Genomic DNA, 22,198 nt, shown 5'->3' on the forward strand with positions numbered 1-22,198 from the left:
CGTGCCGCGATGTTCTGTCCCCCAACTTCTGCCCGGTTCGCCCGCCACAGGGCAAAATACGGGTTTTCCGCACCCGCGAGGGCGCGACCGAATCACGCGCCGGGCGGCGGCAGTGCGCAATCCGCACGCCGCCGCCCGGCGCCCAGGCAAGATCGCTCGCCATGTCGCGAGCCCACAGGAGTCCAGACCCCATGCCCGAATCCAACCTGTCCTTCTTCGGCCGGCTGTCGCTGGCCGTCGGCACGTTCTTCTCCGTGCTCGGCAACCGCGAGTTCGCGGCCGGCGTGCTGCGCGTCCGCGATGGCGCCCCGGCGCCGGTCGCGCCGACCCCGGCCCCGGCTGCCGCGCCGGTTGCACCGGCGCCCGCACCCGTGAAGGCGCCGGCGCCCGAGCTGCGCGAAGCGAGCCCGCAGGCTGCGCTGCAACTGCTCGGCCTGCTGCAGCGCGATGCGCGCTTCATCGATTTCGTCGAGGAAGACATCGCCGGCTACGCGGACGCCGACATCGGTGCCGCCGCACGCCTCGTGCACGACGGCTGCCGCGCTGCGCTGCGCGAACACTTCACGATCGTGCCGGTGCGCGATGAAGCGGAAGGCAGCCGCGTGACGCTGCCGGCCGGCTTCGACGCGACGGCCGTGCGCGTGACGGGCAACGTGGTCGGCTCGGCGCCGTTCACGGGCACGGTCAGCCATCGCGGCTGGCGTGTGGCCGACGTGCGCCTGCCGAAGCTGACGGGCAGCCACGACGCTTCGGTGGTCGCACCGGCGGAGGTGGAACTGTGAGCGATCCGCGCTATTCGATCGGTATCGACCTCGGGACGACCCACTGCGCGCTGTCGTATGTCGACAGCAGCGCAAGCGACGGCGAAAAGATCACGCAGCAAGTGCTGCCGATCGCGCAGCTGACCGCGCCCGGCGCGCTGGAATCGCGCGACCTGCTGCCGTCGTTCCTCTATCTGCCGCATGAAAGCGAACTGACGCAGGGCGACCTGACGCTGCCGTGGACGGCATCGCGCGCCTTCGCGGTTGGCGAAATGGCACGCACGCGCGGCGCCGGCACGCCGATCCGCCTCGTGTCGAGCGCGAAGAGCTGGCTGTGCCACCCCGGCGTCGACCGCCGCGCGGCGATCCTGCCGAGCGATGCGCCGCCGGAAGTGTCGCGCGTGTCGCCGCTGGAAAGCTCGATCCGCTACCTGACGCACCTGCGCGAAGCGTGGGACCACGCGCATCCCGATGCACCGTTCGCCGACCAGGACGTAACGGTCACGATCCCTGCGTCGTTCGATCCGGCCGCGCGCGAACTGACGGCCGAGGCGGCACGCGCCGCCGGCTACTCGCGGATGACGCTGCTCGAGGAGCCGCAGGCCGCGCTGTACAGCTGGATCCAGAAGAGCCAGGGCGGCTGGCGCAAGCAGGTGCAGGTCGGCGACCTGATCCTGTGCGTCGACGTCGGCGGCGGCACGACCGACCTGTCGCTGATCGCGGTGGTCGAGCGCGACGGCAATCTCGAACTGCATCGCGTGGCCGTTGGCGAGCACATCCTGCTCGGCGGCGACAACATGGACCTCGCGCTCGCGCACGTGGTCGCACGCAAGCTCGCGCAGCAGGGCACCCAAGCCGATCCGTGGCAACTGCGCGCGCTCACGTACGCGTGCCGCGCCGCGAAGGAAACGCTGCTGTCCGACCCGTCAGCCGATGCGGTGCCGCTCGTCGTGCCGAGCCGCGGCTCGAAGCTGATCGGCGGCTCGATCCGCACGGAGCTCACGCGCGCCGAACTCACGCAGACGATCCTCGAAGGCTTCTTCCCGCAGGTCGATGCCGCTGCGCGCCCGGTGAGCCGCGCGCGGGTCGGCCTGACGCAGCTCGGCCTGCCGTATGCGCAGGACGCGGGCATCACGCGCCATCTCGCGGCGTTCCTCGGCCGCCAGGTCGCGGCGCTCGACTCGCTCGAAGGCGTGCAGCGCACGCTGCCGCAGGGCGCGACGTTCCTGCATCCGACCGCCGTGCTGTTCAACGGCGGCGTGTTCAAGTCGACGCTGCTCACGCAGCGCGTGCTCGATACGCTCAACAGCTGGCTGGCCGCCGAAGGCGCGCCGCCCGCGCGCCTGCTCGAAGGCGCCGATCTCGACCTCGCGGTCGCGCGTGGCGCGGCGTACTACGGCTTTGTGAAGCGCGGCCGCGGCGTGCGCATTCGTGGCGGCACGGCGCGTGCGTACTACGTCGCGATCGAGTCGGCGATGCCCGCGGTGCCGGGGCTCGAACCGCCGGTGCAGGCGCTGTGCGTCGCGCCGTTCGGGATGGAGGAAGGCTCCGACGCCGCGCTGCCGCCGCAGGAGTTCGGCCTCGTCGTCGGCGAACCGGTGCAGTTCCGCTTCTTCGGTTCGTCGGTGCGCCGCCAGGACCAGGTCGGCACGCTGCTCGACTACTGGTCGCCGGAAGAGCTGCAGGAACTGGAAGAAATCCAGGCGACGCTGCCCGCCGAAGGGCGCACGGTCGGCGAAGTCGTGCCCGTGAAGCTGCATGCGCGCGTGACCGAAGCCGGCACGCTCGAACTCGAGGCGATCCCGAGCGGCACGAACGAGCGCTGGAAGGTCGAGTTCGACGTGCGCGGCGCCGCCTGAGCGCGATGAAGCGTTATACGGTCGGCATCGACCTCGGCACGAGCAATACGGTCGTCGCGTACGTCGAGGCCGGTTCCGACGCGATCCGCGTATTCGACGTCGAGCAACTGGTCGGCCCCGGCGCGGTGGCCGCGCAGCCGCTGCTGCCGTCGGTGCGCTATCACCCGGCGGCCGGCGAATTGCCGCCGGACGCGTTGCGGCTGCCGTGGGCGGCCGATGCGAAGGCGAACGCCGCCGGTGTGCCGCCGGCCGTGATCGGCCGCTATGCGCGCACGCTCGGCGCGCAGGTGCCGGGCCGGCTCGTGTCGAGCGCGAAGAGCTGGCTGTCGCACGCAGCGGTCGACCGGCTCGCGGCGATCCTGCCGTGGGGCGCGGCCGAGGGCGTCGACAAGGTGTCGCCGGTCGATGCGAGCGCAAGCTATCTCGCGCATGTGCGCGATGCGTGGAACGCGCGCTTTCCCGATGCGCCGCTCGCGCAGCAGGACGTGATCCTGACGGTGCCCGCGTCGTTCGACGACGGCGCGCGCGCGTTGACGATCGAGGCCGCGCGGCGCGCGAAGCTGCCGGCGCTGCGGCTGCTGGAAGAGCCGCAGGCCGCGTTCTACGACTGGTTGTACGGTCAGCGCGACACGCTGCGCGATACGTTTGCCGCTGCGCGGCGCGTGCTGATCTGCGACGTCGGCGGCGGCACGACCGACCTCACGCTCGTCGATGTCGCGCCAGGCGACGACGGCGAGCCGGCGTTTACACGCGTCGGCGTCGGCAATCACCTGATGCTCGGCGGCGACAACATGGACCTCGCGCTTGCGCGCCTGGTCGAAACGCGGCTGACCGAGCCCGGCACGCGGTTGTCGGCCGCGAGCCTGTCGCAGCTCGTCGAGCGCTGCCGCGCGGCGAAGGAGCGGCTGCTCGGCGACGACGCGCCGGCGTCCGTCACCGTCACGCTGCTCGGCGCAGGCAGCAAGCTCGTCGGCGGCGCGCGCTCGGCCGAACTGACGCGGCAGGAAGTCGAGCAGATCGTCGTCGACGGTTTCTTTCCGCAGGTCGAAGCCGGCGAGCTGCCGCGCCGTGCGCGCGCGGCGATCGTCGAATTCGGGCTGCCGTATGCGAGCGACGCGGCCGTCACGCGGCACGTCGCCGCATTCCTGAACCGTCATGCGGAAGGCCCGCTGCCCGACACGCTGCTGCTCAACGGCGGCGTGTTCCGCGCGGGCGCGCTCGCCGGCCGTCTCGCGCAGACGCTCGGCGCGTGGCGCGGCGCGCCGCTCGACGTGTTGCACAACGCGCATCCGGATGTGGCCGTCGCGCGTGGTGCCGTCGCATACGGGCTTGCGCGAGCCGGGCGTGCGCCCCGTATCGGCGGCGGCTCCGCGCGCAGCTATTTCCTTGTGCTCGACGACGGTGCGGCCGATTCGGCCGCGCGCGGCGTCTGCCTGCTGCCGCGCGGTACGGAAGAGGGCCGCGAGATCCGGCTCGACGATCGCACGTTCGCGTTGCAGCTCGGACAGCCGGTGCGTTTCCACCTCGTGTCGACGGTGGCCGAGACGAAGTATCAACCCGGCGATCTCGTCGATCTCGACGGCGGCGATTTCGTGCGGCTGCCGCCGATCGCGACGGTCGTCGACGCAAAGGCGGGCAGCGACGCACGCGAAACGCCGGTGAAGCTCACCGCGTCGCTGACGGAGGTCGGCACGCTCGAAATGCACTGCATCGCGACCGACGACGCGGCGCGCCGCTGGCGGCTCGAATTCCAGTTGCGCGGCGATGCGCCGGTGCAAGGCGACGATGCCGGGCCCGCGCGGCATCCGCGGCTCGACCAGGCGATCGAGCTGATCGAGCGCTCGTTCGGCAGCAAGGCCGCGGACGTGACGCCGAAGGACACGCGCCGGTTACGCGTACAACTTGAGCACGTGCTCGGCGCGCGCGAAGCGTGGGATGTGGCGCTCGCGCGAGAACTGTTCGACGCGTTGCTCGCGCGCGCACGGCGCCGACGCCGCTCGGCCGATCACGAACGCGCGTGGCTGAACCTTGCCGGTTATTGCCTGCGTCCGGGTTTCGGTCATCCGCTCGATGCATGGCGCATCGAGCAGCTGTGGCCGCTGTTCGACGACGGGATTCAATACGTGACCGACGGACAGGTGTGGTCCGAGTGGTGGACGCTGTGGCGGCGCGTGGCCGGCGGCCTCGACGACGATGCGCAGACGCAGGTGCGTGACGCGATCGCGTTCCTCGAACCGTCGGACGACAAGCGCCGCAAGCTGCCGTTCGATCCGGGCAAGGTCGGCCCGGCCGACATGACACGGCTGTCCGCGTCGCTCGAACGGCTGCCGGTCGAGCGCAAGGTCGAACTGGCCGAGCGCCTGATCGCGCAACTGCAGAAGCCGGCCGAGCGTGCGCTTTGCGCGTGGGCGCTCGGGCGGATCGGTGCGCGCCGGCCGTTCTACGGCAGCGCGCACAGTGTGGTGCCGGCGGAAGTGGCCAATGGCTGGCTCGATGCGCTGTTCGCGCTCGACTGGAAACAGGTCGAGCCGGCCGCGTTCGCGGCCGCACAGATTGCGCGGATGACCGGCGATCGTTCGCGCGATTTGCCCGACGCTATGCGCGAGGCGGTCATCAAGCGCCTGTCGGCTGCGAATGCATCGTCGGCCTGGATCGACATGGTGCGTGAAGCGATCGCATTCGACGAAGCCGATACGGTGCGCGTGTTCGGCGAGACATTGCCGGCCGGATTGAAGCTGCTGGCCGTTTGAACGGCGTGCAGGATGCTTCGGCCTCGTTCGCAGGTCGAAGCATCCGGTTGCGTCGGCGGTAACGTGAGGCCGATGCGCTTTCCCTTCAGGCGTGCGATACCGCTTCGCGTTGCCGGTCCACTGCTTCGATTTCCGGCGCATCGTGCGCCGCATGACGCCGCGCGAGATGAATCCCCGCGAGCATGCAGCGCACCGACCCGCCGGCCAGTTCGATCGTCGGCACGTCGAGCGGTAGCAGCCGCGCGGAGCGTTCGATCACCGTTCGCTGGTCGCGCGTGAGGCAATCGAACGCACGTCGCGACAGCGCGAGCACGCGGCCGTCCTTGCCCGACAGTTCCAGCGTATTGCCGGCGAAATTCTCGATTTGCGATTGATCGAGCGCGATCACCGCGCGTCCCGTTTCGGTCAGGCGTTGTGCGATTTCGCCGCGGCGCCGGCTGTCGGCGATCAGGTCGAGGCCGACCATCGCGAATTCGGTCGCGACGCTCATCATCACGTTCGTGTGATAAATCGGCCGCCCGCTCGCATCGGCGGTATCGAAGCAGATCGGCTCGAAATTGAAGTTCGTGCAGAAGCGTTCGAGCGCGACCGGATCGGCGCGGCGCGAACGCGCCGTGTACGCGATCCGTGCGACGTGGTCGAGCACCATCGCGCCGGTGCCTTCGAGAAACACGTCGTCGTATTCGAGCCCCGAGTAGTCGATCACGTCCTGCACGCGATACTCGGCCTTCAGCATCTCGATCACGTCCGCGCGCCGCTCGCGGCGGCGGTTTGGGCTGTACATCGGAAACAGCGCGACATGGCCGCCCGGATGCGTCGAGAACCAGTTGTTCGGGAACACGGAGTCGGGCGTGTCGCGCTCGCCGTGGTCGTCGAACACGTGCACGCGCACGCCCGCGTCGGCAAGCGTCTGCGCGGCGGCCGTGACTTCGTCGCGCGCGGCGGCCGATACCGACGGTGTGTCGCCCGCGCCGCCGCCGGCCGTGCGCTGGAACGCATTGTCGGCCGCGGTCTGCGGGTTCGGCAGGAAGCGGTGCGGCCGGATCATCACGACGGCGGCCGGCGCCTGGATCGATACGAGATTCATGAAAGGCAGGAGCGAAGGGCAGGAAAACGGGCGGCGCACGGGCCGCCCGCGGATGACGGTCAGCGCGCGAACGCGGCGACGGCTTCGGTCACGAACGCAGCGTGACCCTGCGCGATCGCAGCGGGGTCGTCGATCAGCGCGAACAGGTTCTTCGGATCGACGGCCGGCGGAATCAGCGCGATCTCGACGCCCGCGTTGTGCTGCTGCGCGAGCGCGTACAGGTAGCGCAGCGCCGAGTAATCCTCGAGCGCGAAGCCGACCGAATCGAACACGGTGACTTCATCCGCGCGTTCGCGGCCGGTCGTCTCGCGTTGCAGCACGCGCCACAGTTCGGTGACGGGGAAGTCGGCCGGCATCTGCTGGATCTCGCCTTCGATGCGCGACTGCGGCTCGAATTCGACGAACACGCGGCCTGCGTGCAGCACGCCCGCTTCGAGCTCGGTCTTGCCGGGGCAATCGCCGCCGACGGCGTTCAGGTGCATGCCGGGCTCGATCATGTCGGCCGTGACGATGGTCGCGTACGCCTTGTCGGCGGTGACGGTCGTCACGATGTCGGCGCCGCGCACGGCGTCGGCGGTCGATGCCGCGCGCACGACGCGCAACGCCGGATACGCGGCGAGGTTCTGCACGAGCTTGTCGGTCGCGAGCGGATCGACGTCGAATACGCGGATTTCGTCGATGCCGAGCAGCGTGTGGAACGCGATCGCCTGGAATTCGCTCTGCGCGCCGTTGCCGATCAGCGCCATCTTGCGCGAATCGGGCCGCGCCAGCAGCTGGGCGGCGAGCACCGACGTGGCGGCCGTGCGCAGCGCGGTGGTGAGCGTGAGTTCGGCGAGCAGCAGCGGGTAGCCGGTATCGACTTCGGCGAGCGCGCCGAACGCCATCACCGTGTGCATGCCGCGCGCCGCGTTGACGGGGTGGCCGTTCACGTACTTGAACGCGAACAGCGACGCGTTCGCGACGGGCATCAGCTCGATCACGCCGTCGCGCGAATGGCAGGCGACGCGCGGCGACTTGTCGAAATCGGCCCAGTGCAGGTAATCGGCGCGCAGCGTGTCGACGAGTTCGCGCAGGAACGTCGTCACGCCGGTCCTGGCGATCAGGCGGGCGGTGGCGGGAACGTCGAGGAAGCGGGTCATCGGTCTGTCTCCATATTCAGTGCCGGTACGGGTGTCCTGGCGTTCTGGTCGACCGGGCGGGGCTTCGGCGCGCGTCCGGGCTTCCTGGAAAAGCCTCGGCGCGGCGTGGTCGGCCGGTCGATGGAGTCATTATTTCCGTGAGTCGAGCCAACAAAAAGACAGCAAAAGTGGCAGATTTCTCGATAGACTTGGCAAATTGCCAGCCCATTCCGGCAATGTGTCCGGTTTGCACTGGCCGGAATGCGCAGTCTCCGGCACGCTGGCGGCCGGCTCACGCTCAACTGGAAGCCCGTTCATGATCACGCTCGACGACGTCGACCGTCAGCTCATCGCACTGCTGCGCGACAACGCGCGACTGCCCGTCGTCGCGCTGGCGAAGGCATTGCGCGTCGCGCGTGCGACCGTGCAGAACCGGCTGACGCGGCTGGAGAAAAACGGCGTGATCGTCGGTTATACGGTGCGGCTCAAGCCGGCGGCGGAACGCCACCGGATCCGCGCGCTGATGTCGATCGCGGTGCAGGGCAATCGCGGCGCGGAGGTGGTGAAGGTGCTGCGCGGGCATCCGAACGTCGCGTCGATCCACAGCACGAACGGGCGCTGGGATCTCGTCGCCGAGCTGCATGCCGATTCGCTCGAGCACTTCGATCGCGTGCTCGGTGCGATCCGGCTGATCGACGGGATCGCGAATACCGAGACGAGTATCTTGCTGTCGACGCACAAGGCGTAACGCGGGCGGGGCCCGCAGCCCGTCTTTCCGTGCAGTCAGGCGCTGGCCGCCGGTTCCGGAAACACCGGTTCGCCCAGTGTCAGCATCAGCCGGTTCGCCCACGCGAAGATCGCAACCGCGTGCGACAGGTCGAGAATCTCTTCGTGCGTCAGCCCTTCGGCTTCGAGCGCCGCGATGGCGCGTTCGTCGATCGCGTCGGGGCGTTCGGTCAATGCGATCGCATAACGGACGATCGCGCGTTCGCGCGTCGTCGTGCCGGCCGTCGCCGGATCGTCGAACACCTGCTCGATCGCATCGGTGCGTTTCGCGAGTTGCGCGAAGCGCTGCGCATGCACCGACGCGCAATACACGCAGCCATTCACGCGCGATACGGCCGTGCTGGCCAGTTCGCGCTCGGCGCGTGAGAGTCCGCCGGGACCGTACATGATCGCGTTGAACACGCCCGAGCGTTGTCGCAGGATCTCGGGCAGATGGACGAGCAGCAGGTAGTAGTCGGACGTCTTCGCCTGCGGGTGGCTCGCTTCGAGCACCGCAAGCTGATCGGGCGTCGCCGCATCGAGCGAGACCGTGTCGAGCCAGGCGCGCCAGCCGAGCGTGTCGGACGTGAAGCCGTGGGTTGCCGTCGTCATGCAGCCTCCCTGGTCTTGCGTGCCTGAAGCGCACGGGCGGCAACGGCGACGCGCAACTGATAGGCGACGAACGCCACGAGCTGCGACAGCGCGACGATCGCGGGCGTCGTGAGGCCGGCCGACTTCAGCGCGTCGAGATCGGATGCGCGCGCATCGACAGGGGAGAGCGCCAGGCGCTTCGCGTGCGCGAGGATCGCGCCAACGCGTTGCGGCAGTGCGTCGAACGCGTCGGCATCGGCCTGTTCGATGTCGCCGGCCGAGCCGCCCGCGTCGAGCAGCCGGGCGCGATAGGTGTCGGCCAGCGCGGATGCATTCGACTTCCGCGCGACGTACCTTGCCGCATGCAGCCGCTCGACCAGCGAAAGATCGGGCAATGCGGGATCGAACAACGCGGCTTCGCTCAACTGCGTATGCAGCAGCACCTTGGCGCGTGCACGGCGCAGCGCGGCGACGGCGTCGCCGTCGCGCAGGCCCGCGACCGCGTCGATCGTATCCGGCACGGCGGCCGGCGTGATGGAATCAGTCATCGTTTCGTTTTTCCTTCTTCGTCGGTGTGATCGATGGCGCGCGGTCACGCATCGGCGTCGCGCCATTCGTCGCCTTGCAGTTCGGCATTCGCGTAAGCAACGAGCGCGTCGTAGTGGCGGTCGCGGTCGGCGTCGAACAGCCGGCTCGCGATACCGCGCGCCAGCCGCTTCGCGCCCGCGCTGATCGCCGGAATATCACCGGACAGCTTGCCGTGGCTCAGGCTCGCCGCATGGTTGAAGCAATGGATACGCGTGACGGCCGGGCATGCCCCGCGCTCGCGCTCCTGGAACGCGAACGCGGGGCCGAGGTCGGGTGACTCGGCAAGCTCGTCGAGCCGCAGATCCGGTTCCGGTCGATAGCGATCCTTCCAGCGCCGCACGTGCGCGCCGAACGATGCGAATTCCGCGCGCGTCGTCCAGTCCGAATGAAAGCCGGTCGCGAAAATCAGGAAGTCCACCGTGTAACGTCCGCGCGGCGTCGTCACATCGAGGCCGCCCGCGTGGCCGGCAAGCGTCTCGATCGGGCTGCCCGCATGAAAATGCGCATGCGCGTGGCGCGATACGCGCAGCACGCTGTCGCGCGGCGGCGGCGTTTGCGACGTCAGCGCGTAGTGCATGAAGCGCCACTTCGTCGCGTCGTCGAGATCGGCATAGCCGTACACGAGCCCCGGGCTGCCGATGCCGGTCAGCTTGTTGATGCGCGGGATGTCCGCGCGGCGGAAGAACAGGTCGACGCGCGCGGCGCCCGCTTCGAGTGCGGTGCCCGCGTTGTCGAATGCGGACGCGCCCGCACCGACTACGCCAACGCGCTTGCCTGCGAGCGCCGCAAAGTCGATCGGCTCGGATGAATGGGCCCAGCGCGTGCGCGGTGCGCGTTGCGCGACGGGCGGTACATACGGGCCACCGAGACCGTCACGGCCGGTCGCGAGCACGACGTGCCGCGCGAGCAGCGTCTGCGCCTCGCCGTTGCCGCGCACGTCGAGCGCGAGCAGGCCGTCGTCGCGCGGGCGCAGCGCGACGAGCGTCGTGTCGTTGCGCACCTGCAGGTCGAGCACGCGCCGATACCAGCGCAGGTAGTCCATCCATTGCGTGCGCGGAATCTTGTAGAGCGCGTCCCACGCGTCGCGACCGAATTGCGCTTCGAACCACGCGCGGAACGTCAGCGCGGGCAGGCCGAGCGCGGGGCCGGCAAGTTGTTTCGGGGAACGCAGCGTTTCCATCCGCGCGAACGTGACCCACGGGCCTTCATAACCGGCCGGCGCGCGGTCGATCACGCACTGGTTGTCGATGCCGAGCAGGCGCAGTTCGGCGGATGCCGCGAGCCCCGCCATGCCGCCGCCGACGATCGCGACGTCGAGCACGCGTGCGCCGTCCGCTTCGCGCGGCGGCACCCACGACGGCGCGGGCAGGTCGAGCCAGCGCAGATCCTGCGCGAGCCGTGCTTCGAGTGCGTCGAGCGGTGTCGTCACGCGGCCTCCGGTCGTGTGCGGCGCGCACGTGCGGCGCGTGGCGGGCGTGCGGCCCGCTCGCTGCGCAGCCGGTCGCCGCGCAGCAGCGCATCGTGCGCGGCGGCGTCGTGAAAGATCACGTCGTCGAGCAGTGCGCGCGTCGTGCGATGCAGCGCGTCGAGCAGCGCATCGACGGCGGCCGTGCGCGGCTTGCCCGCCGGGGTTGCGACGCCGAATGCGAACGGGATGTCGACGTCGAGCGGGCGTGCGACGACGCCGTCCACCGGCAGCGCGACGCCCGTCGCCGGATCGACGATGCCGATTCCGATGCCCGCGCGCGCGGCCATCACCGCATTCAGCGACGCATTGGTTTCGATGAACACGCGCGCATCGACGCGCGCGGCGGCGAACGCCGCGTCGATCCGCTGGCGCAGCCGGTGCCGGTTCGCGACCGTCACGATGCGACGGCGCGCGAGATCGCGCAGCGCGATACGTGGCTTCGCAGCGAGCGGATCGCCGGCGGGCAGCACGGCGACGCAAGGGGTCTGTGCGATCCAGTGCACGTCGAGCCCGGCATGCGCCATCGGCAGCGTGACGACGCCGACGTCCGCCGTGCCGGCCAGCACTTCGTGCACGACATGCTCGGCCGATTCGCTGCGCAACTGGTAATGCGGCGCGTGTGCGTCGTCGGGTAGCGCGGCGAGCGCGGCCGGCACGAGCGTGGCCGCGAGCGACGGCGTTGCCGCGATGCGCACGGGTTCGGCCGTTTCGTTGCCGAGCGCGCGTGCCCGCGCCTCGATCGCGCGCAGGCCGACCAGCGAGCGCTCGACTTCCTCGTACAGCAGGAACGCGCGCCGTGTCGGTGTGACGCGCGGGCCGTGCCGGTCGAACAGCGCGTAGCCGAGATCGGCTTCCAGCTCCTGGATCTGCCGCGTGACGGCCGGCTGCGAGCGGCCGAGCAATTCGCCCGCGCCGGTCACGCTGCCGGCCGACATGACCGCGGAAAAGGCTTCGAGTTGATGCAGCTCCATGACGCGTTCCGATGATGCGATTTGCGCATTGTAGGAGTGCGAGCATGCGTGATTCATATAATGATTTTTGCTATCGACAGCGTGAAAACTGCGAAGCGTGTGATCGCTGCGGTGGCCGGTTGCACACGCATGCGCACCGAATGTGTGGGGCGACTCGAAGGAAACACCCATCGAATCAACGCGATGCGACGTATGTCGATGCAGCGTGCAAAGCGGGTCGAACGGATGACCGTTCGCGTATGTGATCCGCTTCGCGTCGCACGCGATATCGATATGCGCAAAACTTCGTTGGATCGTCCTGAACCGGATGGTTACATGCCCTCACTCTTTTCGACCGATTGAAGCTGGGGGACGCATGAACGTTTCGGGGAACGACACACGCGGCGCATGGCGGCGCGTACTGGGCACGGTGGCGGCGCTCGCTGCCGCATGGAGTTTGTCGGCCGGCGGCGCGCTCGCGGCGGGCGTGTCGGGCGAGCCGGTGGTGGTCGGCGTGAGCGGGCCGCTGACGGGCCAGGACGCGCAATACGGCGAACAATGGAAGCGCGGCTTCGATCTCGCGCTCGACGAGATCAACGGCAGCGGCGGCATTCACGGCCGGCCGCTCGCGATCGACTTCCAGGACAGCCGCAGCGACCCGCGTCAGGCAGTGGCGATCGCGCAGAAGTTCGTCGCCGATCCGCGCATCGCGATCGAGCTGGGTGACTTCTCGAGCGCGACGTCGATGGCCGCGTCGCCGATCTACCAGCGCGGCCAGCTGGTGCAGTTCGGCTTTACGAATTCGCATCCGGATTTCACGAAGGGCGGCGACTATCTGTGGAGCACCGCGCTGAGCCAGGCCGAAGAACAGCCGCTGCTCGCACGCTATGCGGTGAAGGAACTCGGCTTCAAGCGGATCGCGGTGCTGTACCTGAACACCGACTGGGGCCGCACCAGCAAGGACATCTTCGCGAAGGCGGTCGCCGGGCTCGGCGCGCAGGTCGTCGCGGCCGAGGGCTACCAGCCGGCCGAGAAGGATTTCCGCTCGACGCTCGTGCGGATCGGCGCGTCGAAGCCCGATTCGATCGTGCTGATCTCGTACTACGCGGACGGCGCGCAGATCGTGCGGCAGGCGCGCACGTCGGGCGTCACGCTGCCGATCGCGGCGGTCGGCTCCGTGTATTCGCCGAAGTTTCTCGAGCTGGGCGGCACGGCCGTCGAAGGCGTCTACACGGAATCGAACTTCTTCCCGGCCGAGCCGCGCCCCGAGGTGCAGGCGTTCGTGCAGCGCTATCGCGCGAAATTCCATGCCGATCCCGATTCGTTCGTCGCGCGTGCGTACGACGCGCTGATCCTGTCGGCGGAAGTGCTGCGCCGCTACGGCACGACGCGCCAGGCCGCGCACGACGGCTTCGCGAAGGTCGGCGACGTGCCGAGCGTGATCTTCGGCAAGGTGCGCTTCGATCCGCAGACACGCCGTGTTGCAGGCGCGCGCACCGTGTACCTGGTCGTGAAGCAGGGGCAGTGGGCGCTGTGGGATGGCGCGAAGCCGCAGCTCGCGGCGCGCTGAACCCGACATGAACCGCATGCAAGTGACGGACGCATCGTGATGGCTTCCTGGCTCGACTACACGCTCAACGGCCTCATCGTCGGCAACATCTACGCGCTGCTCGCGGTCGGGCTCGCGCTGATCTTCGGCGTGTCGCACCTGATCAACTTCGCGCATGGCTCGGTCTACATGGTCGGCGCGTTCATCGGCTGGCTGTGCCTGACGCGCTTCGGGCTGCCGCTGCCGGTCGCACTGGCGGCGGTCGTCGCCGGTTGCGGCGCGCTCGGCGTCGCGATCGAGCGGATCGGGCTGCGGCCGCTGCGCCACGCGGCGCGCATCGCGCCGCTGCTCGCGACGATCGGCATCAGCTTCATCCTCGACCAGCTCGCGCAGCTCGCATTCGGCGCGGACCCGCGCGCGGTGCCGACGCCGCTGCCCGACTGGCACGTGCGGATCGCCGGCGCGACGCTCGGCTCGCTCGACCTGCTGATCGCGGGCATCGGTATCGCGGCGGCCGCGCTGCTGTACGGCTTCCTGCGTTTCACGCGGCTCGGCCAGGCCGTGCGCGCGACCGCGCAGGATCGCGATGCGGCGCTGCAGATGGGCGTCGACGTCGATCGTGTGAACCAGACCGTATTCGCGATCGCATGCGCGCTCGGCGGCGTGAGCGGGCTGCTGGTCGGCATGTACTACAACAGCATCGATCCGGCGATGGGTTTCCAGGCGACGCTGAAGGGCGTTGTCGCGCTGCTGATCGGCGGGCTCGGCAACGTGCCGGGCGCGATCGCCGGCAGCCTGCTGCTCGGCCTCGTCGAAAGCTACGGCGTCGCGCTGTTCGGCACGAGCTATCGCGACCTGTTCGCATTCGGGCTGCTGATCGTGTTCCTCGTGTGGCGGCCGAACGGCCTGTTCAGCGCGAACCGCGCGCTGCCGCCCGAGCCGATGACGGGCACGTTCCTCGCGGCCGCGAAAGCCGTGCGCGTGCCGCGTCCGGTGCTCGTCGCGCTGATCGCGCTGGCGGCCGTGCTGCCGTGGCTCGGCGCGTCGCCCTATGTGCTGCAGACGCTGACCAACGCGTGGCTGTACGGGCTGCTCGCGCTGAGCCTCACGCTCGTCGCGGGCACGGTCGGGCAGATTTCGCTCGGCCATGCCGCACTGCTCGTGATCGGCGCGTATGCGTCGGCGTTGCTGTCGTCGGATCTCGGCTGGCCGCCGGCCGTGACGATCCCGTGCGCGGGCGTCATCACGGCAGTGCTCGGCACGCTGCTCGTGTATCCGGCATTCCGGCTGCGCGGGCACTATGTATCGATCGCGACGCTCGGCATCGGTGAAGTGGTGAGCCTCGTGATCCTGAACTGGGACGGCTTGACGCGCGGCCCGCTCGGCATCACCGGCATCGCGCCGCTGCCGTGGGCGACGACCGCGCGCGCCGCGTACTGGTTCACGTTCGCGGTGCTCGTCGGGTTTGCGCTCGTGCAAGCGCGGCTGCTGCGCTCGCATCTGGGTCGCACGCTGCGCGCGGTGCGCGAGGACGATGTCGCCGCGCGGGCGCACGGCATCGCGCCGAACCGTTACAAGGCGATCGCGTTCGCGGTCGGCGGTGTCGCGGCCGGCGTGAGCGGCGGCATTGCCGCGCACCTGTACAGCTACATCAATCACCAGACCTTCGATTCGCAGGTATCGATCCTCGCGCTGACGATGGTGATCCTCGGCGGGCTCGGCAACGTGCCCGGCAGCATCGCGGGCGCGATCGCGCTGATCGGGCTGCCCGAACTGTTCCGCTGGGCGGCCGACTACCGGATGCTGATCTACGGCCTCGTGCTGCTGCTGCTCGTGCGGTTCCGGCCGCAGGGCCTGCTCGGTACGGTGTAAGAGGGAATGCGATGACGACCCCCCAACCCTTGCTCGACGTGCAGGGCCTGACGCGCCGCTTCGACGGCGTGACCGCACTCGACGACGCGAGCCTGACGCTCGCCGACGGCGAGCTGCTGAGCGTGATCGGGCCGAACGGCGCCGGCAAGTCGACACTGTTCAACCTGATCGCGGGCGCCGACCGGCCCGATGCGGGCCGCGTGACGTTCGACGGCCGCGACATCACGGGCACGGCGCCCGAACGGCTGGCGGCGCTCGGTATTGCGCGCACGTTCCAGCACGGCCGCGTGTTCGGCAACCTGAGCGTGCTCGACAACGTGCTGATCGGCGCGCATGCGCGGCTGCGGGCGGCGCGGCCCGGCTGGCCCGCGCTGGGCGCGGCGGCCGAGGTGCTGCGTGCGCTCGTGCGGCCCGCGTCGGTACGGCGCGAGGAGGCCGCATTGCGCGAAGAAGCGCGCGCGATCGTCGCGGGGTTCGGCGAACGGCTCACGCCGCGCATCGATCATCCGGCACACAGCCTGTCGTATGCGAACCGGCGGCGCGTGGAGATCGGCCGCGCGCTCGCGCTGCATCCGCGCCTGCTGTTGCTCGACGAACCGACGGCCGGGATGAACGAGACGGAAACGGCCGAGATGTTGCAGCTGATCCAGTCGCTGAAGGCGCGTGGCCTGACGATCCTGCTGATCGAGCACAAGCTCGAACTCGTGATGCGCGTGTCCGACCGCGTGATGGTGCTCGACAACGGCGTGAAGATCGCCGAAGGTGCGCCGCGCGACGTGCGGCACGATCCGCGCGTGATCGAAGCCTATCTCGGCCGCCGCCATGCGGGCGGCGCGCCGGCCGATCGTCCTGCGCAGGCGGCGGCATGACCCTGCTTTCTTCCGGATCCGTTACGACGATGACCGACGCGCTGCTGAAACTCGAACACCTCGACACGTACTACGGGCCCGTGCAGGTGCATTTCGACGTGAACTTCGAAGTCGGCCGCGGGCAGATCGTCAGCCTGCTCGGTGGCAACGCGAGCGGCAAGTCGACGACGATGAAGCTGATCCTCGGGTTGATGCGGCCGCGCCGCGGTGTCGTGCGTTTCGACGGCGACGACGTGACGACGCTCGCGACGCCGCAGCGCGTGCGGCGCGGAATCGCGGCCGTACCCGAGGCGCGGCGGCTGTTCGGCGACATGAGCGTGCGCGAAAACCTGCTGATGGGTGCTTACACGCGTGGCGATCGCACGGCCGTGGCCGAGGATGTCGAGCGCGTGCTCGACCTGTTTCCGCGGGTACGCGAGCGCTTGACGCAGCGCGCGGGCACGCTGTCGGGCGGCGAGCAGCAGATGCTCGCAATGGCGCGCGCGCTGATGGCGCGGCCGAAGCTGATCTGCATGGACGAGCCGACGATGGGGCTGTCGCCGCTCTACGTCGACAAGGTGCTCGAACTGATCGACGCGATCAACAAGCAGGGCGTGACGGTGTTCATGGTCGAGCAGAACGCGAGCCTCGCGCTCGAGATCGCGCATTACGGGTACGTGCTGCAGACGGGGCGCGTCGTGCTCGAAGGGCCCGCGAAGGCGCTGCTCGACGACGAGCGCGTGCGCGATGCGTATCTGGGCGGGGAGGCGGTGGCGGCGTAGCAGGCGTACCGCCTTCATCGCCCGGCATGCGTCGGGTCCGCCTCATCGATCCGGCGTTCAAGCCTGCGCCCGGGCTCCGTCCGGTGCAGGTGAACGGCGTAGGTGTCCCACGGGAGCCTGATATCCTGCGCCGAGCGCGCGGCCGCCTGGATCATCAGTCTGCCGACTTCGCCGCGATGGTAGCCGCCGTGCGTGACGACATGGGTCAGCATCTCTTCGCGCGTCATGGCGCCGTTGTCGCCGTCGGTGAAGGCGAACGGAATCGACTCGGACAGCATGTCGGGCGTAGCGGTCTCGACATAGTCGAGGTACCAGCGATCGAGCGCGGCAAATGCCGCGCGCAGCGCATCGGGTTCGGGCGTTTCAGGCGTGTTGTCGGACGCGAACCCATGACGCTCGCCGCTCAGGTGCGCGGCAAAAATCCGGTTCACGACGAGGCAATGATTCATCAGCCGCAGCGCGAGATGGCGCGTGTCCGCGTGCTGCACCGGGTCGAGCGCCGACACGGCCCCGAGCATTTCGTCATGGGCCCATGCCTGGTAGCGCAGCATGCGGGACAGGAGTGCGTTCGCGCTCATGGTCGTTTCCTTGTCGGTTTCACCTAATATGTGAGCTTCGCCACCATTATTTTCAGTCGGAGTCCGCATGTCCACTCGCGTTTCCGGGGCGGCCGCCGCGATGCGGAAAGCCCCGCGCCAGGCCCGCTCGCGCGCGACGGTGGACGTGATCGTGACGGCCGGGGCTCGCGTTCTGGACCGGCACGGTTGGGCGGGATTCACGACCAACGAGGTCGCGCAGGTCGCCGGCGTGGGCATCGGCTCCGTGTATCAGTATTTCCCGAACAAGCTCGCGTTGGTCGATGCGATCCGGCGTCGCCATTTCGACGACGTGCTCGCCGTGCTGCAGCGCGCGCATGACCGCCGGGCGAGCGCCGGGCGCCGGCTCGAAGGCCTGATCGGCGATCTGATCGCCGCGCACTGCGATTACCCTGCGCTGCACCGGGTGCTGCTCGATCTTCCCGATCCGGGCGGTGCGAAGGATGCTTACGACACGTTCCAGAAGGAATATTTGCGCCGGTATGCGCTGATCGTTGCCGCGTGCCGCGGGCGTGCACCGGTCAAGGCCGACACGTTGACCGCGCAGGTGCTGTCGTCTGCGCTCGAAGGCGTCGTGCACAACGCGGCCCGGCGCGGGCTGCTGACGGATCCGAAACTGAAGCGCGAGCTCGTCGGGCTGGCGCGCCGTTACGTCGAAGATCCATGTGCTGCGACCACGAATGCGCGTTCATGAGCGGCGCGGGAAAATCATCACGGATACCGAAATTCAGGGTAGATTGACGGTCTCCTGATCTCGAACGCCACGGGGGCTGCCGCGTCATGTTGACCTACTCCATCCAGAAAGTCGGCTACGATTTCAATCAGCTCGATCAGCAAGGCGCGACCGACTATGCGTCGTTCGTTCATGCCTTCGATGCGTTCCCGTGGGCGGCCCAGCACGTTGAATGGAACGAGACGCAGGACGGCCCGTTTCCGGCGCTCGTGCTGCAGCAGGCCGACGATCAGCGCGAGCTGTGGGTGACTGCATTGAGCGACGCGCATTCGGACGGCTTCCAGCTGAATGCGCTGTCCATGCGGATGAAGAAGGGTCTCTTCGGGATCGGGAAGGGCAAGCTGGAGCAGCACGTCGACACGATCGACGTCGACGCGCGCGCGGATGTCGATACGTTGTGCCGGTTGTTCTGCGATCGCCGGTACGACGAACTGGACGAGCTGGTGGCGCGGCATGCGGAGCGCAACCGGTTCGACGACGGCAACGACGACTGAGCGTCGGCTGCGCGTGGCACGGCACTGATTCGACGGCTTATGCCTTTTTCGCGTCGGTTCCCGCTGCGCGCGGGAACGTCAGCACCACCGAAAACCCGCCCGCATCGGGAAACGCGAACCCCACGCGCCCGCCGTGCGCCTTCATCACTTCCTGCACGATCGCCAGCCCGAGGCCCGACCCCGTGCGCCGCTCGCTGCCGTCCGGCGCGATCCGCACGAACGGTTGCAGTGCTGCTTCCCAATGCTCGCGCGGGATCCCGCGGCCGTTGTCGGTCACCGTCATCGTGACCGCGCCGTCGGCATTGCCCGTGGTTGCGACCGACACGACGATGTCGTCCGCATGACCGTGCAGCAGCGCGTTGTGCAGCACGTTCGACAGCGCTTCCTGCAGGCTGATCGCGTCGCCGTCGATCCATGCCAGCGGCGCATCGCTCGCGAACGCAACGGCCACGTCGCGCTCGCCCGCGAGCGGAATCGTGCGGCCCAGCACCTCCTTCGCGAGCGCGACGAGTTCGACGGGTTGCAGCGGCACGACCTCGGTGCGATGAATCACCATCGCATGATTGAGCAACTGCCCGGTGAGCCGGCCGACGTCCGACGACGTCGCGCGCAGCGCATCGAGCCGCGCCGCGTGACGCGCGGGATCGGATTCGCCGTCGAGCAGCTCGATCTGCGCGTCGAGCCGCGCGAGCGGCGTGCGCATCTGGTGCGCGGCGTCGGCGATGAAGCGCTGCATCGCGTTGATGCGTTCGGCGAGACGGCGCATCAGCCCGTTGATCGACCCGATGATCGCGTCGATCTCGCTCGGCGTATCGACGGCCACCGGCCGCAGGTCGGCCGGATCGCGCGAGGCGATGATCGTGCCGATCTGCGCGAGCGGGCGCAGGCCGCGCCGGATCGCGAGACCGCTTGCGCCGATCGCGAGCACGCTCATCAGCAGGATCAGCGTCCACACCTTGATGCTCATGTCGTTCGTGAGCTGCTGGCGCGCGTGGGTGGTTTGCGCAACCGTCACGAGCGCCCAGCCCGGCGTGCTTTCCTCGGGCATGTAGCGTGCGATCGTCGCGGTGCGGATGCGGTGCCCCTGGTAGACGCCATTCGCGAATGCGGGGCCCTGTTTCGCGGCGGCGAGCGTCGCGGGGCTCGCGAGATCGTTGTAGCCGGCCACGACGACGCCGCGCGAATCGACGACCTTGTAATAGACGAGGTCGTAGCGCGACAGCGTCGACAGTGCGGCGACGGGCGGATTCAGCGCGAGTACGCCGCCCTGTACGTAGAGATTCTCCGCGACCTGGATCGATGCGCCTGCCAGCAACTGGTCGTAGGCGCGTTCGGCCGCGACGCCCGCGTAGTAGCGCGCGATCGCCGCGAGCGCGAGCGCGCCGGTCGCGACGACCAGCGCGATGAAAAGCAGCGTCCGCCCGAACAGCGTCTTCGGGAACCAGTCAATGCGCGGCAATCTGATACCCCATCCCGCGTGCGGTGCGGATCTCGACCGAGCTGCCCTGCAGCTTCTTGCGCACGCGCGTCACGTATTGCTCGACCGCGTTCGCGGTCGGCTCGTTGCCGAAGCTGAACAGCTGGTTCAGCAGTTCGTCCTTCGAGAAGATGCGCTGCGGCCGGCTCGCGAGGATTTCGAGCAGCGCGAACTCCTGGCGCGACAGCGACAGCGGCTGGCCGTCGAGCTCCGCCAGGCGGCTGCTGCGGTCGATCACGAGGCCGCCGAGCGTCAGCACGTCGTTCGCATGGCCGCTGTTGCGGCGCAGGAGCGCCTGCACGCGCGCGTCGAATTCGCGATAGTCGAACGGCTTCACGAGGTAGTCGTCGGCGCCGAGGCCGAGGCCGCTCACGCGGTCGTCGATCGCCGAGCGCGCGGTGACGAGCAGCACGGGCGTCGTGCTGCCCGACGCGCGCAGGTGGCGCAAGACCGTGAAGCCGTCCATGCCGGGCAGGTTCGCATCGAGCACGACGAGGTCGAAGCGCTCGACGCGCAGCAGTCCGTTCGCGGTCGCGCCGTCGGTTTCGAGATCGGCCGCGTGGCCGAGCCGCGCCAGGCGGCTGCGGATCGCCGCGCCGATTTCGGCATCGTCCTCCACGACGAGAATGCGCATGGTGCCGTTTTGCAGGTAGGTGGATTAGGGGTTTTCCCGGGGCCGGGATGTCAGCATTTTCTCAGACTCGGTCGATAACCTGTGTCGAGCCGGAAGCAGCAGGCAAGGACGGCATTAATACCAGAAATATTCAAGGAGACGGCAACATGCAGCATGTCACGGGAGCGACGAACGTGCGACGCCGCGCGACGGCGGCCTTCGCGTGGCCGTGCGCCGTCCGTCGCACGGCGGGGCGCGCATGACCGCGTCGCCGCGGCGCCGCGCGCTGATCGCCGCCGGGCTCGGCGTGCTCGCCGCACCGTCGCTCGTGCGGGCGAAGCCGCGCACGGTCCGGATTTCCAAAGGCTATGGCGTGCTGTACCTGCCGCTGCTCGTGATGGAGAAGCAGCGGCTGTTCGAGCAACACGCGGCGCGCCACGGCGTGCGCGACGTCGCGGTCGACTGGGTGCTGCTCGACGGCGGCAACTCCGTCAACGACGCGATGATGGCCGGCACGCTCGATTTCGCGGGCGCCGGCGCACCGGGTTTCATCGAGCTGTGGGCGCGGGCGCGCGGCATTCCGAATGTCGAGGTGATCGGCATCAGCGGGCTGTCGACCACGTCGCTGTCGCTGAATGCGAACCGTCCGGGCCTCGTGTCGTTGCACGACTTCACGCCGTCCGACCGGATCGCGGTGCCGGGCATCCGCACGTCGCTGTCGGCGGTCGTGCTGCAGATGGTCGCGAGCCGGCAACTCGGCCCGAAGCATTTCGCGCAGCTCGATTCGATCACCGTGAACCTCCCGCATCCGCAGGCGATGCAGGCGCTGATCCGCCGCGAGAACGGCGTGACCGCACACTTCACGTCGCCGCCGTTCTCGACGCTCGAGTTGCGGCAGCCGGGCATTCACCGCGTCGTGAGCTCGGTCGACGTGCTCGGCCCGATGACGCTCGACGTCGTGTTCGCGCCGAAGCGGCTCGTCGATACGGAGCCCGCGCTGGCCGTCGCGTTTCTCGGCGCGCTCGACGAAGCGAACCGCCTGATCGCGCAGGACCCGCGCGCGGCGGCCGCGCTGTATGCGGCGTCGTCGGGCGTCGGCGTGTCGCACGACGACGTGATGCGGATGCTCGCCGCACCCGACACGCGCTTCTCGGTGCTGCCGAACCAGCTGATGGACTACGTCGAATTCCTGTACCTCGCCGGCACGATCAAGGCGAAGCCACGTGCGTGGCACGAGATGTTCGCGCCGATGCTCGACGACTACCGGTCGGGCTGAGCGCGGCCGCTCCGTCAACGA

At 69.1% G+C, this 22,198-nt stretch carries 21 protein-coding genes; 12 read left to right on the forward strand and 9 right to left on the reverse strand.

Annotated features, from left to right (window positions below; genetic code table 11):
• Positions 1–191 precede the first annotated feature (191 nt).
• From OHZ10_RS21725 to OHZ10_RS21735, 3 genes are read left to right on the forward strand one after another with little or no spacing between them, the layout of a single operon-like run.
• Positions 192–782 carry a DUF2760 domain-containing protein gene (locus OHZ10_RS21725; RefSeq protein WP_059237590.1) on the forward strand — a complete coding sequence of 197 codons (591 nt, stop codon included), beginning with the start codon at positions 192–194 and terminating at the stop codon, positions 780–782.
• A complete protein-coding gene (locus OHZ10_RS21730) occupies positions 779–2,620 on the forward strand; it encodes an Hsp70 family protein (protein ID WP_059237589.1) in 1,842 nt (613 codons plus the stop codon). The genes OHZ10_RS21725 and OHZ10_RS21730 overlap by 4 nt, the downstream gene beginning before the upstream one ends.
• A 5-nt stretch (positions 2,621–2,625) precedes the next feature.
• A complete protein-coding gene (locus tag OHZ10_RS21735; protein ID WP_342705759.1) occupies positions 2,626–5,370 on the forward strand; it encodes an Hsp70 family protein in 2,745 nt (914 codons plus the stop codon).
• A gap of 85 nt (positions 5,371–5,455) precedes the next feature.
• Here the strand turns inward: OHZ10_RS21735 and ctlX are convergent, their stop codons facing one another.
• Positions 5,456–6,457, reverse strand: a complete 1,002-nt coding sequence (ctlX, locus tag OHZ10_RS21740) for a citrulline utilization hydrolase CtlX (protein ID WP_174992860.1) — start codon at positions 6,455–6,457, stop codon at positions 5,456–5,458.
• Between the two features lie 59 nt (positions 6,458–6,516).
• On the reverse strand, positions 6,517–7,596 hold the full coding sequence (locus OHZ10_RS21745) for an ornithine cyclodeaminase (RefSeq protein WP_059237586.1): 1,080 nt from the start codon (positions 7,594–7,596) through the stop codon (positions 6,517–6,519).
• 295 nt (positions 7,597–7,891) lie between these two features.
• Between OHZ10_RS21745 and OHZ10_RS21750 the strand changes: the two genes are divergently transcribed.
• Positions 7,892–8,323, forward strand: a complete 432-nt coding sequence (locus OHZ10_RS21750; protein WP_059237585.1) for an Lrp/AsnC family transcriptional regulator — start codon at positions 7,892–7,894, stop codon at positions 8,321–8,323.
• Between the two features lie 35 nt (positions 8,324–8,358).
• Here the strand turns inward: OHZ10_RS21750 and OHZ10_RS21755 are convergent, their stop codons facing one another.
• From OHZ10_RS21755 to OHZ10_RS21770, 4 genes are read right to left on the reverse strand one after another with little or no spacing between them, the layout of a single operon-like run.
• The gene (locus tag OHZ10_RS21755) at positions 8,359–8,952 is read right to left on the reverse strand and encodes a peroxidase-related enzyme (RefSeq protein ID WP_340625302.1); all 594 of its coding nucleotides are present in this window, start codon (positions 8,950–8,952) and stop codon (positions 8,359–8,361) included.
• Positions 8,949–9,479, reverse strand: a complete 531-nt coding sequence (locus OHZ10_RS21760; RefSeq protein WP_342705760.1) for a hypothetical protein — start codon at positions 9,477–9,479, stop codon at positions 8,949–8,951. Before OHZ10_RS21760 ends, OHZ10_RS21755 begins: the two co-directional genes overlap by 4 nt.
• 44 nt (positions 9,480–9,523) lie before the next feature.
• Entirely contained in the window at positions 9,524–10,948 is a 1,425-nt protein-coding gene (locus tag OHZ10_RS21765) for an NAD(P)-binding domain-containing protein (protein ID WP_174992858.1), read from the reverse strand.
• Complete coding sequence (locus OHZ10_RS21770) at positions 10,945–11,958, reverse strand: LysR family transcriptional regulator (RefSeq protein WP_174992857.1); 1,014 nt, start codon at positions 11,956–11,958, stop codon at positions 10,945–10,947. The genes OHZ10_RS21765 and OHZ10_RS21770 overlap by 4 nt, the downstream gene beginning before the upstream one ends.
• Before the next feature lie 60 nt (positions 11,959–12,018).
• Between OHZ10_RS21770 and OHZ10_RS21775 the strand changes: the two genes are divergently transcribed.
• From OHZ10_RS21775 to OHZ10_RS21795, 5 genes are read left to right on the forward strand one after another with little or no spacing between them, the layout of a single operon-like run.
• Positions 12,019–12,300 carry a hypothetical protein gene (locus OHZ10_RS21775; protein WP_340625299.1) on the forward strand — a complete coding sequence of 94 codons (282 nt, stop codon included), beginning with the start codon at positions 12,019–12,021 and terminating at the stop codon, positions 12,298–12,300.
• 13 nt (positions 12,301–12,313) lie between these two features.
• Positions 12,314–13,507, forward strand: coding sequence for an ABC transporter substrate-binding protein (locus tag OHZ10_RS21780; protein ID WP_059237580.1), 1,194 nt, complete (start codon positions 12,314–12,316; stop codon positions 13,505–13,507).
• A 39-nt stretch (positions 13,508–13,546) separates the two neighbouring features.
• A complete protein-coding gene (locus OHZ10_RS21785; protein WP_342705980.1) occupies positions 13,547–15,358 on the forward strand; it encodes an ABC transporter permease in 1,812 nt (603 codons plus the stop codon).
• An 11-nt stretch (positions 15,359–15,369) separates the two neighbouring features.
• Positions 15,370–16,227 (forward strand): ABC transporter ATP-binding protein, encoded by an 858-nt coding sequence (locus OHZ10_RS21790; RefSeq protein WP_340625297.1) that lies wholly within the window; start codon positions 15,370–15,372, stop codon positions 16,225–16,227.
• A complete protein-coding gene (locus OHZ10_RS21795) occupies positions 16,224–16,988 on the forward strand; it encodes an ABC transporter ATP-binding protein (RefSeq protein ID WP_059237577.1) in 765 nt (254 codons plus the stop codon). The genes OHZ10_RS21790 and OHZ10_RS21795 overlap by 4 nt, the downstream gene beginning before the upstream one ends.
• 14 nt (positions 16,989–17,002) lie before the next feature.
• Here the strand turns inward: OHZ10_RS21795 and OHZ10_RS21800 are convergent, their stop codons facing one another.
• Positions 17,003–17,635, reverse strand: coding sequence for a DinB family protein (locus OHZ10_RS21800; RefSeq protein WP_342705761.1), 633 nt, complete (start codon positions 17,633–17,635; stop codon positions 17,003–17,005).
• Here OHZ10_RS21800 and OHZ10_RS21805 point away from each other — a divergent pair.
• Both OHZ10_RS21805 and OHZ10_RS21810 read left to right on the forward strand, forming a co-directional pair.
• Positions 17,634–18,278, forward strand: a complete 645-nt coding sequence (locus tag OHZ10_RS21805; protein ID WP_342705762.1) for a TetR/AcrR family transcriptional regulator — start codon at positions 17,634–17,636, stop codon at positions 18,276–18,278. The genes OHZ10_RS21800 and OHZ10_RS21805 overlap by 2 nt on opposite strands.
• An 86-nt stretch (positions 18,279–18,364) precedes the next feature.
• Positions 18,365–18,811 carry a hypothetical protein gene (locus OHZ10_RS21810; protein WP_174992852.1) on the forward strand — a complete coding sequence of 149 codons (447 nt, stop codon included), beginning with the start codon at positions 18,365–18,367 and terminating at the stop codon, positions 18,809–18,811.
• Between the two features lie 37 nt (positions 18,812–18,848).
• Here OHZ10_RS21810 and OHZ10_RS21815 read toward each other — a convergent pair whose 3' ends face one another.
• The gene (locus OHZ10_RS21815) at positions 18,849–20,270 is read right to left on the reverse strand and encodes a sensor histidine kinase (protein ID WP_342705763.1); all 1,422 of its coding nucleotides are present in this window, start codon (positions 20,268–20,270) and stop codon (positions 18,849–18,851) included.
• Entirely contained in the window at positions 20,257–20,922 is a 666-nt protein-coding gene (locus OHZ10_RS21820; RefSeq protein WP_059237572.1) for a response regulator transcription factor, read from the reverse strand. Before OHZ10_RS21820 ends, OHZ10_RS21815 begins: the two co-directional genes overlap by 14 nt.
• A gap of 238 nt (positions 20,923–21,160) precedes the next feature.
• Here OHZ10_RS21820 and OHZ10_RS21825 point away from each other — a divergent pair, with 238 nt between their 5' ends.
• The gene (locus tag OHZ10_RS21825; RefSeq protein ID WP_342705764.1) at positions 21,161–22,177 is read left to right on the forward strand and encodes an ABC transporter substrate-binding protein; all 1,017 of its coding nucleotides are present in this window, start codon (positions 21,161–21,163) and stop codon (positions 22,175–22,177) included.
• Positions 22,178–22,198 lie beyond the last annotated feature (21 nt).

The sequence above is a fragment of the Burkholderia arboris genome (genome assembly GCF_038723655.1).
In the GTDB taxonomy this organism is placed as follows: Bacteria; Pseudomonadota; Gammaproteobacteria; order Burkholderiales; family Burkholderiaceae; genus Burkholderia; species Burkholderia arboris.

Coding starts and splice junctions, on each gene's coding strand:
- OHZ10_RS21800 (WP_342705761.1), bottom strand. CDS start 17,635: ATGCGGACTCCGACTGAAAATAATGGTGGCGAAGCTCACATATTAGGT.
- OHZ10_RS21735 (WP_342705759.1), top strand. CDS start 2,626: ATGAAGCGTTATACGGTCGGCATCGACCTCGGCACGAGCAATACGGTC.
- OHZ10_RS21825 (WP_342705764.1), top strand. CDS start 21,161: ATGACCGCGTCGCCGCGGCGCCGCGCGCTGATCGCCGCCGGGCTCGGC.
- OHZ10_RS21810 (WP_174992852.1), top strand. CDS start 18,365: ATGTTGACCTACTCCATCCAGAAAGTCGGCTACGATTTCAATCAGCTC.
- ctlX (WP_174992860.1), bottom strand. CDS start 6,457: ATGAATCTCGTATCGATCCAGGCGCCGGCCGCCGTCGTGATGATCCGG.
- OHZ10_RS21795 (WP_059237577.1), top strand. CDS start 16,224: ATGACCCTGCTTTCTTCCGGATCCGTTACGACGATGACCGACGCGCTG.
- OHZ10_RS21760 (WP_342705760.1), bottom strand. CDS start 9,479: ATGACTGATTCCATCACGCCGGCCGCCGTGCCGGATACGATCGACGCG.
- OHZ10_RS21770 (WP_174992857.1), bottom strand. CDS start 11,958: ATGGAGCTGCATCAACTCGAAGCCTTTTCCGCGGTCATGTCGGCCGGC.
- OHZ10_RS21820 (WP_059237572.1), bottom strand. CDS start 20,922: ATGCGCATTCTCGTCGTGGAGGACGATGCCGAAATCGGCGCGGCGATC.
- OHZ10_RS21750 (WP_059237585.1), top strand. CDS start 7,892: ATGATCACGCTCGACGACGTCGACCGTCAGCTCATCGCACTGCTGCGC.
- OHZ10_RS21805 (WP_342705762.1), top strand. CDS start 17,634: ATGTCCACTCGCGTTTCCGGGGCGGCCGCCGCGATGCGGAAAGCCCCG.
- OHZ10_RS21725 (WP_059237590.1), top strand. CDS start 192: ATGCCCGAATCCAACCTGTCCTTCTTCGGCCGGCTGTCGCTGGCCGTC.
- OHZ10_RS21790 (WP_340625297.1), top strand. CDS start 15,370: ATGACGACCCCCCAACCCTTGCTCGACGTGCAGGGCCTGACGCGCCGC.
- OHZ10_RS21785 (WP_342705980.1), top strand. CDS start 13,547: ATGGCTTCCTGGCTCGACTACACGCTCAACGGCCTCATCGTCGGCAAC.
- OHZ10_RS21780 (WP_059237580.1), top strand. CDS start 12,314: ATGAACGTTTCGGGGAACGACACACGCGGCGCATGGCGGCGCGTACTG.
- OHZ10_RS21755 (WP_340625302.1), bottom strand. CDS start 8,952: ATGACGACGGCAACCCACGGCTTCACGTCCGACACGCTCGGCTGGCGC.
- OHZ10_RS21745 (WP_059237586.1), bottom strand. CDS start 7,596: ATGACCCGCTTCCTCGACGTTCCCGCCACCGCCCGCCTGATCGCCAGG.
- OHZ10_RS21775 (WP_340625299.1), top strand. CDS start 12,019: ATGATTTTTGCTATCGACAGCGTGAAAACTGCGAAGCGTGTGATCGCT.